The 12,644-nt window shown below is 59.0% G+C and carries 13 protein-coding genes and 1 pseudogene; 3 read left to right on the top strand and 11 right to left on the bottom strand.

Features of this window, described 5'->3' with window-relative positions; all coding sequences use genetic code 11:
- Positions 1-51: 51 nt before the first annotated feature.
- The 9 genes and pseudogenes from AO064_RS24215 to AO064_RS24175 all read right to left on the bottom strand — a co-directional run bounded on the left by AO064_RS24215 (position 52) and on the right by AO064_RS24175 (position 7,802).
- A pseudogene (locus AO064_RS24215) lies at positions 52-1,025 on the bottom strand (fimbrial protein).
- A 131-nt stretch (positions 1,026-1,156) separates the two neighbouring features.
- A complete protein-coding gene (locus AO064_RS24210) occupies positions 1,157-1,705 on the bottom strand; it encodes a fimbrial protein (RefSeq protein WP_012722438.1) in 549 nt (182 codons plus the stop codon).
- 11 nt (positions 1,706-1,716) lie between these two features.
- A complete protein-coding gene (locus tag AO064_RS24205) occupies positions 1,717-2,196 on the bottom strand; it encodes a fimbrial protein (RefSeq protein WP_064054869.1) in 480 nt (159 codons plus the stop codon).
- Positions 2,197-2,209: 13 nt separating this feature from the next.
- Entirely contained in the window at positions 2,210-2,704 is a 495-nt protein-coding gene (locus AO064_RS24200) for a fimbrial protein (RefSeq protein WP_064054868.1), read from the bottom strand.
- Positions 2,705-2,714: 10 nt separating this feature from the next.
- Complete coding sequence (locus AO064_RS24195) at positions 2,715-3,293, bottom strand: fimbrial protein (protein ID WP_012722435.1); 579 nt, start codon at positions 3,291-3,293, stop codon at positions 2,715-2,717.
- A 21-nt stretch (positions 3,294-3,314) separates the two neighbouring features.
- The gene (locus tag AO064_RS24190) at positions 3,315-4,076 is read right to left on the bottom strand and encodes a fimbria/pilus periplasmic chaperone (protein ID WP_064054867.1); all 762 of its coding nucleotides are present in this window, start codon (positions 4,074-4,076) and stop codon (positions 3,315-3,317) included.
- Complete coding sequence (locus tag AO064_RS24185) at positions 4,073-6,667, bottom strand: outer membrane usher protein (RefSeq protein ID WP_156521576.1); 2,595 nt, start codon at positions 6,665-6,667, stop codon at positions 4,073-4,075. Before AO064_RS24185 ends, AO064_RS24190 begins: the two co-directional genes overlap by 4 nt.
- A gap of 19 nt (positions 6,668-6,686) precedes the next feature.
- The gene (locus AO064_RS24180) at positions 6,687-7,241 is read right to left on the bottom strand and encodes a fimbrial protein (protein ID WP_064054866.1); all 555 of its coding nucleotides are present in this window, start codon (positions 7,239-7,241) and stop codon (positions 6,687-6,689) included.
- A 51-nt stretch (positions 7,242-7,292) separates the two neighbouring features.
- On the bottom strand, positions 7,293-7,802 hold the full coding sequence (locus AO064_RS24175) for a fimbrial protein (protein ID WP_064054865.1): 510 nt from the start codon (positions 7,800-7,802) through the stop codon (positions 7,293-7,295).
- Positions 7,803-8,275: 473 nt separating this feature from the next.
- On the opposite strand from AO064_RS24175, the gene AO064_RS24170 reads away from it, so the two are divergent.
- Entirely contained in the window at positions 8,276-8,797 is a 522-nt protein-coding gene (locus AO064_RS24170; protein ID WP_064054864.1) for a PadR family transcriptional regulator, read from the top strand.
- The gene (locus AO064_RS24165; protein WP_064054863.1) at positions 8,794-9,561 is read left to right on the top strand and encodes a siderophore-interacting protein; all 768 of its coding nucleotides are present in this window, start codon (positions 8,794-8,796) and stop codon (positions 9,559-9,561) included. Before AO064_RS24170 ends, AO064_RS24165 begins: the two co-directional genes overlap by 4 nt.
- Position 9,562: 1 nt before the next feature.
- Here the strand turns inward: AO064_RS24165 and AO064_RS24160 are convergent, their stop codons facing one another.
- The gene (locus AO064_RS24160; protein ID WP_064054862.1) at positions 9,563-10,186 is read right to left on the bottom strand and encodes a Pr6Pr family membrane protein; all 624 of its coding nucleotides are present in this window, start codon (positions 10,184-10,186) and stop codon (positions 9,563-9,565) included.
- 4 nt (positions 10,187-10,190) lie between these two features.
- Entirely contained in the window at positions 10,191-10,424 is a 234-nt protein-coding gene (locus AO064_RS24155) for a VF530 family protein (RefSeq protein WP_012722427.1), read from the bottom strand.
- Positions 10,425-10,572: 148 nt separating this feature from the next.
- On the opposite strand from AO064_RS24155, the gene AO064_RS24150 reads away from it, so the two are divergent.
- Positions 10,573-12,591 carry a TonB-dependent receptor gene (locus AO064_RS24150; protein ID WP_064054861.1) on the top strand — a complete coding sequence of 673 codons (2,019 nt, stop codon included), beginning with the start codon at positions 10,573-10,575 and terminating at the stop codon, positions 12,589-12,591.
- Positions 12,592-12,644: the final 53 nt, after the last annotated feature.

Genomic DNA, 12,644 nt, shown 5'->3' with positions numbered 1-12,644 from the left:
GTTTCTAACCAGACGCCATCCCACTCTTCCCTATTCGCGGTTCAGGCGGTGCTATGGCACCCCCATCACGAGCACACCGCTGCCGCTTATGGGCCCGGCGGTCGGTAAGGACCCCGCACGTCGCACAAGCGTAAAGGTCACATCATCGCCCCCCACACTGTTGTTGATTTGGGTGAGGAAGGAGCTGCCGACANCGAACCGCAGTCCCTGCACGAACAAGCGCNCGTGCCGACGTCTGGATTGGTCATCACCAACAGGCGTGAGTCGAACGTCGAGGGGGTACCTTTGTAAGTAATGGTGATCGGCGTGGTAATCCCACCGTCCGGGCATGAATAAGTCAGCCGACGGTCGCTGCGCACGGTCGTTGTCAGCGGGTCGGTGCCTATCGCTCTCTGGTGGACGTTGCCGAAGTTGATGTCAATCGGGTTGTTATTGTTGATCGTGCACGTTGACGGCGAAATGGAGAAGTTATTGGCGGCGGTGTAGGTCACCGCAAGCGCCGAACTACCGGAGTTGTAGTTGTTTGTCTGGTCGAGATTCAATCTTCCGAGCACATCCCCGATACGAACGTCGATAGGGTTGGCAGGATCATTGCGCACTAGAATATAGGGCGTTACATCGACCGGGACGCCAATGAGATTGTTCGGCATGGTTGTCATTCGAATGCCATTCGGAACGGGGTTGTTGTAGTAACTTCCGTTTATCCGTAAGCCCGTGCCTTGGTTGGCAAATTTTGCACCGGGTACCCAGGCAGGTCCTACTCTGGCCGACGTCGCCCAGTAGTCCGTATACCAGGGTTGGCTCCCCCCAAAGCCGGAAAACCGGCACTCTAGCCGCACCCCTTCCAGCATGATTCGGTTTCTGTCCGCCCCCAGTTGAACAGTGACGGGGACTTGCAGGTTTAGCGTGCCGCCTGCGCCTACAAATATCCACGGTCCGCCGTTCACACGGCAATCCGTTGCTCTGGCGGTCGTCGCAATACCTGTCAGGACCAGAAGCAGCAAGACTCCATATAGTCGTTTCATGTTGATCTCTCATTGCTCACTTAACGGGCACCGCACGACGAACATTCAGCCCGTGCGTTTAAGCCGCCCAGAAGCGAGTTGAAGTTTGTCTGAGGCTATTTTTTTCAGCCTATGAGTTTCGCTGTACCGCGTTACGGGTAGTCCAACGTGAACGTTGAGGTCACCCTATAGGCGCCGTGCCCTATGGTTTGATCCTTGATGGCATTCGGTTCGCCCTGCACGTAGGCCTTGAGTTCAATGACATTGCTGCCATTACTCAGCACCTGTTCATCGCTGACGGTATTCACGGGCAATGGCTTATTGGCCGGTGTCTCCAGACCGATGCCGATGCCTGAGGCAATACTTCCACCATCCAGCGCGAACAAGCCGGGTAGCGCCATGTTTTCTCGCCCCCCGAGCGTGATGGTGACGGTGTTGCCAATACTGGTATCGCAGTCTTCCAGGTGCACCTTGAAGCCCTTTCCCTGTGTGCGCGTGTTGATGTAGAGGTGCTTGCTGGTAACGTCCCAGAGCTCCAGGGTGATCGCCTCGTCACCCGGTCGGAGGGTGCAGGCTTCTTCAACCAGGTTGCCCTTGAAGGACAGGTTGTCCGCCGCCTGCCCCGTGGGGATCAAGCCGAAGGTGAGCAGTAATGCCAGCCCGACACAGGGCCAAGCCTTATGAACAATTGCAGGGTGCATAGACTCAACTCCTACTGGTATTCGGCCAACAGCGTGGCCACCGCCGTGAACCTTGCCGGGGCCAGGATTGCGCCTGGCCGTTTGACGGGTACGGCCTCCAACAGCGGCGGTGACGACAGGGCGATATCCAGTGGCGTATTGAGCAGGAACGGGGCGTTATTCTGAAAAATCCGAATGGCCAGGTCAGCGGCGCTGGTCTGCACCGCCGAGGCGTCATAAGCCGCTGGTGTTCCGTTAACGCTCAATTTCAGCTGCCACGGCAGCGTGTCGGCGCCGCAGGTAATGAGGTAACCGAGTGCCCTGCGGTATTTCACACCATCGACCTGCTTGACCCCGACATCGCCAAAATCGACTTCAATCGTGGTTCCCGCATTAATGGTGCAAGGGGGCGGCTCATTCAGTGTTCCGGTGAACGTCAGGTTGGCCGACGCGCCACTGCAAAAGCCGATGAAGCACAAGGCGAGCAACGCTCGCTGCTGCCGAAATGTCATGGATCGCTTCTCTTCATTGGTAATCGACCACAAGGGTGGCGGCGGCATCGAATGCACCTCCCGTCAGCGTGCTGCCCGCGCGCTTGACAGGTACCGCCTGCACGACCGGGAAGTTGGGGTAGGTAAAATTCACGGCCGTATTCAGAGGCCAGTCAGCGCCATTGATGAACAGCTTTACCCCAAGGTCAGGCTTGCGGGTCAACAGCACGCGGCCATCAAACGAAGCCCCCGTGCCCCTGAGTTCCAGTGTCAACGCGTTGCTGAACGGGGAGTCACAGGTGACGGTATAGGGCACGCCCCGACGATAGTTGACCCCGTCGATCCGTGACGTCAGCAGGTCATTGCCGAAAGGCACATCGAGCGTACTGCCGTTGTTTATGACGCACGGCGGAGGCGCAATGATGACCGCACGGATGCTCAGATTGACGTCAGCCTGCACACCTTGACTGACCGCCCACAGTAAGCCGCCGCCGATAAGCAGGGCCCACGGGCCTTTTGACTTAGCCATTGTTCTGCCCTCACTCATATTTGAGCCTGAAATCAACGACGGCCCGAAAGGCCCCGCTGGTCAAAGGTGCGGAGGTGCGCGTGGGTTGGACATTCCAGGTCTGCGTGCTATTGCCCACAGGCAAGAACAACGGTTGGCCCCTTGAGCCCAGCTGTACGTCCCGCCCCAGGGCATCGATCATGCGCAAGCCCATCCCGGTGATGCCTTGAACTTTGAGCAGGCGTGCATCATCGGCATCGGCAAGTCCGACAAACATGACCGTCACCACCGGTTGATGCGCACTCCATGTCAGGTTCCCGGTGCGCTCATTGCGGATGCTGCCTGCGGTGCGTTGGCAGTCCTTGAAAAGCAGTTGGAATGCCTTGGCTGTCGCCTGATCGCCGGGCCGCTGGAGCTGGCTCGTCGACACGGCACCCAGGTCAATCGTCTGATCCATTGATGCCATCTCCAGGCTGCACGGAACTTCATGCATCGACCCGAGAATATTCAGCTTCCCGCTCATGCCTTCGATGTCCTCATCCTCGGCGTGCGCACTTCCCATCAAGACCAGTAACAGGCCGGCCCAGGCGCTTATACGTTGCGACTTCATGATGTTCTCCCGCAGCAGGTGCTACTCATTACGCGGCGAGGCTTGGGTGTTCACCTTGCAGGTATCGCCACTGCAGGTGAACGCCAGCACCGGACGGCCGCCGTAGTCATTCACATAGGACAAATAGGGTGTGGTACCGAGTGCTTTGGCCGTGGGGCCCAACGCCAGCGCACCTTTGGGCGGAACCATGAGGGGTTCAAAACCCGGCACGGTTTTACCGTCCTTGCTGCTGCGCGCATCCACCAGGGTCACGTAGTAAGGCGTAGGGTTATTCACCTTGTACTGCTCGCCTTCGCGGGTGAGGGTCAGCTTCTCCTGCCAAGGGTTGGACAGGTCTTGCTGGCTGGGGGCAATGGCTTGGGGTCGGTAGAACAATTTGATCCGGGTTTGCAGCGCAATTTGCAGCGTGTTGGCCTTATCGCTGCGCGGCGGAATTTCCCTCAGGTTGAAGTAGAAAACCGTCTCCCGGTCCTGCGGCAACATCTTGGCCGCCGGCAATGCCTGCACCTTCACCTGGCTTTGCTTGCCAGGCTCCAAGCGTTGAACCGGTGGCAGTACGATCAAGGGCGTGGTGATTTTTTTGCCGTCTTCATCCTCGATCCAGCCCTGGGCCAAATACGGAAGCTGGGTATTGTTGTTGGTGATGTTCACACTGGTGGCCTCTTTGCCGCCGTCAAAAATCACTCGGGTCCGATCCAGGCCCACCGCGGCGTTAGTGCTCTGGCTCAAGCCCAGGACCAGTAGAGCGAATGCCTGGAATAGGCGGCGCGTATTCAGCGTCATGAGGATGTGTTCTCCGTATTAATTGGCTTCCCGGTCAGCGCTGCTGGCTCGGGCAAGGATTGATCAGTGGCGACGCTCTGGCAGCTCAGTTCGAGGGCGTTGGTCAACGCATCCGCGGGCAAAATGGCCGGGAGCGTAAGGACGCATTGCTCGCTACCGCCCCAACTGACGATCATCTGTTTGCCGGCCTGTATACCGCTCAGGTAGACATTGCCGCCGTCGTTGACGATGCCGGTGTCCTGCTGCTTGAGGTTCTTCACTGTCGCGCCGAAGGGGGGTGAACTGCCGTCCTGCAGGCGAAGAACAGCCATGGCCTTCTCACCGGCAATCACCTCCAGCGACCGGTAACCAATAGCGCCCTCGGTGAGCGTCAGTTGCGTCACTGATTGAGTGGCTTCGACGTTGCCAGGCAAATTCTCCAGGTCAACACTGGCCGCCGTGCGCTGATAGCTGCCGATGTCGGAGATGACTGCCTTGCCGAAGGCGTTAGTGCGGGTCGGAGTGCCGTAAGCCCGCACAGGCACATCAGGCACACCGCCGGTGTCGACCATCAAACGGGTTCCGCCGGTACTGCTGGAACGATGCAGTGCCCCACCGTAAGGCGTGAGCGTGCCACCGCCGCGCGCAGACACACCGAGGCTGCTGTAATTGCCCTCTTGGGTGCTGACACTGAGATCAATGTCCGCCTGGTCACCGATATGACTCAAATAACCACTGGCGGACGTGTCGCCGGCACTGAGCTGGTAGCTGTTGCGCTCATCGAAGCGATCGCTGTAGCGGGTGGAAAAGTTGTTCTCACCCGCGGCTCTATTGGCATCCAGCGACAGCGTGCCACTGCGTCCCAACGGCAGACTGACGGTCAGCGCTACGCCGTTATCTTTATGGCTGTATTCCTGACTGCGGTACAGGTTCAGGGACAGGCTCATATTCTTGACGGAGCCCACGCTGAAGTAGCGTGACACCGACACGTTCCAGCGCTGAGTGGCCGGCCGCTCCCAGTACGTTTGTTTGCTGTAACTGGCGTAAACAGTGGCCCCCAGGTCCCGGAACTGCTTGTTAACCGTCGCGGTATACAGCGCCTTGCTGCCGCCAATCGGCTTCCAGCCGTCGGTGAGTTCGCTACGACTGCTGAGCTCGCCGTTCAACCCGTAATGACGAGCATCCAGGTATTCACTCATACTCAAAAAGTTCTTCTCGGAAAACCGATAGCCCGCGAAGGTGACTTGGCTGTCGTATTGTTCAAAGTGCTTGGAGTATTGAAGGCGGTATGATTTTCCCGAGAGCGTCTCGTTCCAGAGCTCTGCGCGAGACTGTGTCACGTCCAACGATATGGCCCCGAATGCCAGCAGATCGCGACCCGCACCCACGGAAACCGCCCGGTAGTTGTTATCCGTCATGCCGCCGCCAAACAGGGACCAGCCATTACTGACCCCCCAAGAGAACTCTCCCGTGCCGAAAAAATCTCCGTCAGCGCCGTACTGAAGGTTGGACGGCCGCCCAGTCGCCAGCTTGTAACGCACTTGCCCGGGGCGCGTCAGGTAAGGAACACCCGCCGTGTCGATCTGGAAGCTGCGCACCGAACCATCCTGTTCCTCCACCCGCACATCCAACGTGCCGGATACCGCGTCCCGCAGGTCTTGAATGCGAAACGGCCCTGCCGCCACCAGGGTTTCGTACAACACGCGTCCCTTCTGGCTGATGACGACTTTCGCGTTGGTCTTGGCCACCCCGACCACTTCAGGTGCATAGCCGCGCAAGTTAGGCGGCAACTGGCTTTCATCCGAATTGAGCGAGGCACCGGTAAAACGGAAACTGTCGAACAGGTCCGAATACAGATAGTCCTCGCCCACCACCAAACGCGCCTTCAACGCAGGCACCGCGCGGTAAGCGTAGTAACGGCTCCACTCCAGCTTTTGATCCTTGTAGGACCGCTCGCGGCCGCTCTCGACGCGCCCCTGCCAATCAGCTCTCAGGCGCCACGGCCCGGCATTGGCACCGAGTGTTCCGTTCCCACTGAAGTTATTACGGTTGCGCTCATCCTTTTGATAACTCGACTGCGCCGTCATGTTGTAGTCAACCAACAAGCCCGGCACGCCCTCGTCCCAGCGGGAGGGCGGATCCCAATTGATAGCGCTGTACTCAAGGTAGGCTTGGGGAAGACTGATGTTCAGCGTAGAAGTGGCTAAATCTCCACTCACCTCCATACCCGGCAAGCCTGTGATATCCAGGCAGCGTCCGCCGTTCCACCAAGTCAGTTTGGCGGCACCGGACGTTTTCAGGCCCAACTGTTCTACCAATTCGGGTGATAAACAGGCCTGGCTCCCTTTGGGATCATCATCGGGGGGATAAAACGCCACCGATTGTTCCGCAATGGCCTGAGTATTGATTTGCACCACCATCGAGTAAGTGCCAGGCAGAATAAAGCCGCTGCGCGCAAACTGAGACAAGTCGATATTCGTGCGATCATTAAGATCAAGAACGTCGGTATTAAACTCTATATCTCCGGCACCCAATACAGTGCCTGCCAGTGACATCAACCCGCCAAAAAGGCTTGGGCGGAGTGCACTTTTCACCTTCGACGTATTCAACATGAAAACAACCCATCACTGTTCAGAAGTATTCCAACTTGAATCGCACTGCGGCACCGTGAGATCCCACCACCAGCGGTAGTCCGTTACCCACCAGGTAAAGCCTGTAGTGGAGTGTCATATCGCCCTCCACTATCGGCAGCAGCGCCATCGGCTGACCCGGCACACTCTCTTGACCCGCAGCATCCTCAATATGGAAAGCGACCCCCTGTGAGCCACCCGACACGGCAAAGGAGCGCCCTTCCCTATCGCTGGGCCCGTCGAACGTCACCCGCAGATGCTGCCAATCAGGCAGCGGTACACCTGGGCGCAAGGGGTCCTCGCGACTCAATGAGCAATTGACGAGACGTAACTGGAAGGGGTGGGGTGCGCCCCTTGCCAATCGCAAAAGCCGGCCCACGGGTTCGGGGGGCATCACGATCGTCTGATCGGCAGTGCCCGCTTCCAGCCCGCAGGCTGAGTCAACGACCACGCCGCCCAGCGTGACAACCCCTTCGCCTTGCGAAGACGCTTGCGCGCCAGGGGCGCTGGTGATCGTCAATAAAGAGGCAATAGCGAGACTTATGAATGTTTTCACCTGGACCTCCCGTCAGCGTCCCCCCGCCACCCTCGGTGGCGGGGGAAAAACTTACTGATAAGCCAAGGTAAAGTTGGTGACCGCGCTGAAATCACCCGGGACGATCGTGCCCGTGGCGGCGCCTTGTACATAAGCACCAAACTCCAACGTGTTATCACCGACGGAAATGGCCTGCGGGGTGGTCGCGACACCCAGCTGAACAGGTCGACCACCGTGCGTCATCATGATGCCCACGCCGCCCGCGCCACCCACGGTACCGATTGCCCCCGGAACAGCGCTGGAGGGTGCGCCGGTGAAGGTGGTGGTCACGGTGTTATCGGTGAGGCCGGTCAAATCGCAGCCTTCCAGTTCGATGGTCACAGGGCGCGCATTGGACTTACCGCCATCTTGCAACTGATGCTTTGCGATCGAACCCAGGGGAACAGTCTGATCGACGGATTCAGGCTTGATAGAGCAAGCACCCGAGTGCACCGAGCCGGTAAAGGTAATGGTTCCATCCGCCGCATTAGCAACGGACATCGAAGCAGCCAACAGCCCGACAGAGAACAGCGCAGCTTTCATTTTAGATTTCATTTGCAAGTACTCACCTATCAATAATCATCGTTAGAAATCCTGACGCAGTTGTGCGAGGACCTATTAAAAGCGCCGATTTTTTTCCAACTATTTGCATTGCAAATCAGGAGCCGTTCGACACCCGACAAGTTTCCGCTGCGAGCACGAGCAAGTAAGCCGTCTTTTTCCCTGAATCTCGTGGCCTTGTTACACCAAGACACATAGGAAAATTATGGCAATTTGCCAAAACTTTAAGAACGACTGTAAGAAAGGCATTACATTGAACTAAACGAGAATTCTTTAGTTGCGAAGAGTCCGTAAGAATAGGATTACATATTCAAAAAAACAACACTGTTTACTTAGGCAGACCCCCTAAATAGTGCAAAACACCGTGGCGGCACGCGGACCGTCCGTCGGGCGCCCTTGCGTGAAATCTAAGATATATCTTACGTTATATCTAGACACACACAGAGGCTCCTACCATGCGAGACCATCCTCACCCACGCGACAGTTTTGACCCCCGCAGCGGCCGCGGTCGCGGCCCCCGGGTGTTTGCCCCCGGCGATCTGAAACTGCTGTTGCCGGCGCTGATCGCCGAGCAACCGTGCCACGGCTACGACTTGATTCGCCGGATCGAAAGCCTGTTCGACGGCGCCTACACCCCCAGCCCCGGCGTGATTTACCCCACCCTGACCTTTCTTGAAGAAAGCGAATTGATCGCTGGCGATGCCGCTGGTGGAAAAAAACGCTACACAATCACCGACGCCGGTCGTCTCTTCTTAAGCGAACAGGCGGTTGCCCTCGACGGCATCCGCATGCGCATCGATGTGAGCAAACGCTCACTGCGCGGCCACGACCGTCCACCGCAAATCCATGAGGCGGTGCACAACCTGCGTCACGCCTTGCATTCGCACCACGGGCGTTGGAGCCCGGAAGAAATCATTCGTGTCGCGGCGCTGCTCAACGGCACCGCTCAAGCCATTGCCGACGGGAAAGACCAATGAATACGCAAGCCATCCATCGCGTTACCCACGAGATCAAGCGTCGCCGCCTACAAGTGCTGCGGGTGGTTGATCTCACCCCGCGCATGCGCCGCATCACACTCGGCGGCCCTGAGCTGGCGGGCTTTGTCAGCCTGGGTAGCGACGATCACATCAAGCTGCTGTTCCCGCAAAACGCCGCTGAACAAGCGGCGCTGGAAAGCCCGACCTTCAGCATCAAAGGCGAAGGCCCGCAACCGGCCATGCGCGACTACACACCCCGGCGCTTTGACCTGGACGCGGGAGAGCTGGATATCGACTTTGTGCTGCACGGCGATGGCCCTGCGTCCACCTGGGCCGAGCAGGTGCAAGTCGGCCAACACCTGTATATCGGTGGGCCACGGGGCTCGATGATCGTGCCGGATATCTTCGACAGCTACCTGCTAATCGGCGATGAAACCGCCCTGCCCGCCATCGCGCGCCGCCTGGAAGAACTCCCGGCCGGGCGCACGGTGCTGGCGGTGATTGAGATCGCCAATGAAGCAGAGCGCCAAGCCCTGCAGAGTGCCGCCGATGTGCAGGTGAAATGGGTGGTGCGCGGCCAGGATGACCTGCTCGAAACAGTGCGCAACCTGAGCCTGCCGAGCGGTTCGCTGTACAGCTTTGTCGCGACCGAAACCAAGCTGTCGCGTCAGGTACGACGAGTGTTGCTGGACACGCACAAGGTCAACGAGGAATTCCTCAAGGCCGTCGGTTACTGGCGGGCCGAGGGCAGCGAAGAAGAGTGAGTCAGGTGCGGGGCTTGATGAGCCTATCCAGCCCCACCACCGCCAGCGCGATCAACACAAACCCCAACAGAATCCCCCCGGCATTCACAAACACCTGTGGATAACCCAGGGTGCTCACATCAATGAACGGGTACTGATACTGCCCGAGCAAGTCCCCACGCAGCAGCGCGTAGGCGAAGTACACCAACGGGTAGATCACCCAGGCGCCGATGTGCCTGAAGCGCAAATGGCCCTTGGGCACACACCGCCACCAGTAGATCAAAAACAGCACCGGCATCACGTCATGCAGCAATTCATCAGCAATGAATTGAAAGCCTGAAGGGCTCCACAAATGCCGTAGCAGCAGGTTGTAGGCCAGGCTGACCACAACGATGCTCACAGCAATGCCACTGCTGACCCTTGGCGCGAGAAAAAACCGCTTCGCCGCTGAGTCGCGATTCACCCAGGCATAGCTCAACACCACCACCGCCAGGGTGTTGGTGAGCACGGTGAAGAAACTGAAAAAGTTGATCAGCCCGCCGAGCAGGCTGGCGCCGGACGTCCAGCGCGAATAGAAAATCAGGTATTGCTGAATCACCAACCCTGCCCAGCCGGCCAATGCCGCTGCCGCCACGAACCGCTTCATGGGATCAATCCAACGGGCGTTTGGTGCGCATCAGCTTCACGTACAACCCTTCGACTTTCTCCCTAGCCCATGGGGTTTTGCGCAGGAACGTAAGGCTCGATTTGATGCTCGGATCGCTCTTGAAGCAGCGGATATCAATGCGCTCGGCCAGGCCTTCCCATTCGTAGTGTTCCACCAGCGTGGTGAGGACGTGTTGCAGGGTCACGCCGTGGAGGGGGTCGTTGCTTGTCGCGGTCATGCCAGGCCTATGAAAAAAGGGTCACGAAGGTGCACACCTTATCACCCGCCTGCCCGGTTATAAAAAGTTCCCGCTCCCAGCGAAAAAGAGATGTTATATTGTAACGATAAATATCAAATCTTTTCCCCGTTTTGCCAAGGAATGTCCGATGTCCCTCTCTTCTCTGTGGCGCTTGTCCCCGCTCGCTGCCGCCCTGCTGATCTGCTCCGAAGCCCAGGCCCTTGAACTGCAACCCCAGGTCATCACCGGCAACCCGCTGGGCAGCGAACAACTCGCCTCGCCCACCACCGTGCTCGAAGGCGATGACCTGACCCTGCAACAAAAAGGCAGCCTCGGCGAAACCCTCAACAAGCAGCCAGGCGTGTCGTCGTCGTACTTCGGCCCAGGTGCCAGCCGACCGATCATTCGTGGTCAGGATGGCGACCGCATTCGCATCCTGCGCAATGGCGTCGGTGCGCTGGATGCGTCGTCGCTGTCCTACGACCATGCGGTGCCGCTGGACCCGGTCAACGTCGACCGCATCGAAATCGTGCGCGGTCCCGCGGCCCTGTTGTACGGCGGCAGCGCCATCGGTGGGGTGGTCAACACCTTCGACAACCGCATCCCCACCGAGGCCATCGAAGGCATCCACGGTGCCGGTGAGTTGCGCTACGGCGGCGCCGACACCACCCGCAGCAGCGCCGGCAGACTGGAAGCCGGTAACGGCACGTTCGCCTTGCACCTGGATGCCAATGCGCGGGAATTCAACGACCTTAAGATCCCTGGCCAGGCCCGCAGCCGACACGCCCCGGCAACCGACGACGCGCCCGGAAAAAATGGCCGCCTGGGCAACAGTGATGGGCGCCAGGACGGCGGCGCCGTGGGCGGTTCCTACACCTGGGACGACGGATATGCCGGGCTGTCCTACAGCAACTACGACGCCAACTACGGCTCCCCCGCCGAGCAGGATGTACGCATCCGCATGCAGCAGGATCACTACGCTTTCGCGTCGGAGATCCGCAACCTGCAAGGCCCGTTTACCTCGCTGAAACTCGACGCGGGCTATACCGACTACGAGCACCGCGAAATCGAAAGCGGCGAAACCGGCACGATCTTCAAAAACAAAGGTTATGAAGCGCGGGTTGAAGCACGCCACCAGCCGATCGGCCCGTTCGACGGCGTGGTCGGCGCACAAGTGACCCGCAACGAGTTCTCGGCCCTCGGCGAAGAAGCCTTCGTGCCGCAGACCGATACCAACGCCGGCGCACTGTTTATCCTTGAAGAAATGCAAGCCACCGAGCGCCTGAAACTCAGCCTCGGCGGGCGCCTGGAACACACCAGCGTCGACCCGGATGCCAAGGGCAATGCGCGTTTCGTCAATGCTGATCGGTCCAACACCTTCACCGCCGGCAGCCTGTCATCGGGCGCCGTGTACACCCTTACGCCAATTTGGTCCCTGGCCGCGACCCTGGGCTACACCGAGCGCGCGCCGACCTTCTACGAGCTGTATGCCAACGGCGCCCACGTCGCCACCGGCACTTACGAATTGGGCGATGCCAACCTGAAAAAAGAAAAAGCCGTGTCCAGCGACCTGGCACTGCGCTTTGACACCGGCACCCACAAGGGCAGCTTCGGCGTGTTCTACAGCCGCTTCTCCAATTACATCGGCTTGCTGGGCACCGGTCGCACATTGAACGATGAAGGTGAAGAGGACGCAGCCGGTATCCCTGAGTACGAATACTCCGGCGTGCGTGCACGTTTCGCCGGCTTCGAAGCCCAGGATCACTGGAAGCTTGGCGAAGGCGCCTACGGCAAATTCGCCTTGGAACTGTCGGGCGACTACACCCGCGCCACCAACCTCGACACCGGCGAAGCCCTGCCGCGCATTGCACCGTTACGCTTGAACAGCGGCTTGCTGTGGGAACTCGACCGCTGGCAGGCGCGCATCGACGTGGAACATGCCGCCGGCCAAGGGCGTGTGCCGGATAACGAGAGCGGCACCGATGGCTATACCACCCTGGGCGCGAGCGCGGGTTATCGCTTTAACATGGGGGGCAGCCAGTGGCTGGCGTTTGTGAACGGTGAAAACCTGACCAACCAGACGGTGCGTTATGCCAGCTCGATCCTGCGCGATATCGCGCCGGCACCGGGCAGAAGCGTGCAGTTCGGTCTCCGTACAACGTTCTAAGGCGGCCACCTCACTACAAATACCCTGCCCTGCCTAATGCCAGTCAGTTAAGA

It is taken from the genome of Pseudomonas marginalis (genome assembly GCF_001645105.1).
GTDB lineage: Bacteria > Pseudomonadota > Gammaproteobacteria > Pseudomonadales > Pseudomonadaceae > Aquipseudomonas > Aquipseudomonas petroselini.
The sequence above is the reverse complement of the archived record's forward strand: the minus strand, read 5'-3'. Positions and strand labels throughout refer to the sequence as shown.

Excerpts from the sequence above, each read along its gene's own strand:
- AO064_RS24210 (WP_012722438.1), bottom strand. The coding sequence starts at position 1,705 with ATGCACCCTGCAATTGTTCATAAGGCTTGGCCCTGTGTCGGGCTGGCA.
- AO064_RS24205 (WP_064054869.1), bottom strand. The coding sequence starts at position 2,196 with ATGACATTTCGGCAGCAGCGAGCGTTGCTCGCCTTGTGCTTCATCGGC.
- AO064_RS24200 (WP_064054868.1), bottom strand. The coding sequence starts at position 2,704 with ATGGCTAAGTCAAAAGGCCCGTGGGCCCTGCTTATCGGCGGCGGCTTA.
- AO064_RS24195 (WP_012722435.1), bottom strand. The coding sequence starts at position 3,293 with ATGAAGTCGCAACGTATAAGCGCCTGGGCCGGCCTGTTACTGGTCTTG.
- AO064_RS24190 (WP_064054867.1), bottom strand. The coding sequence starts at position 4,076 with ATGACGCTGAATACGCGCCGCCTATTCCAGGCATTCGCTCTACTGGTC.
- AO064_RS24185 (WP_156521576.1), bottom strand. The coding sequence starts at position 6,667 with ATGTTGAATACGTCGAAGGTGAAAAGTGCACTCCGCCCAAGCCTTTTT.
- AO064_RS24175 (WP_064054865.1), bottom strand. The coding sequence starts at position 7,802 with ATGAAAGCTGCGCTGTTCTCTGTCGGGCTGTTGGCTGCTTCGATGTCC.
- AO064_RS24170 (WP_064054864.1), top strand. The coding sequence starts at position 8,276 with ATGCGAGACCATCCTCACCCACGCGACAGTTTTGACCCCCGCAGCGGC.
- AO064_RS24165 (WP_064054863.1), top strand. The coding sequence starts at position 8,794 with ATGAATACGCAAGCCATCCATCGCGTTACCCACGAGATCAAGCGTCGC.
- AO064_RS24160 (WP_064054862.1), bottom strand. The coding sequence starts at position 10,186 with ATGAAGCGGTTCGTGGCGGCAGCGGCATTGGCCGGCTGGGCAGGGTTG.
- AO064_RS24155 (WP_012722427.1), bottom strand. The coding sequence starts at position 10,424 with ATGACCGCGACAAGCAACGACCCCCTCCACGGCGTGACCCTGCAACAC.
- AO064_RS24150 (WP_064054861.1), top strand. The coding sequence starts at position 10,573 with ATGTCCCTCTCTTCTCTGTGGCGCTTGTCCCCGCTCGCTGCCGCCCTG.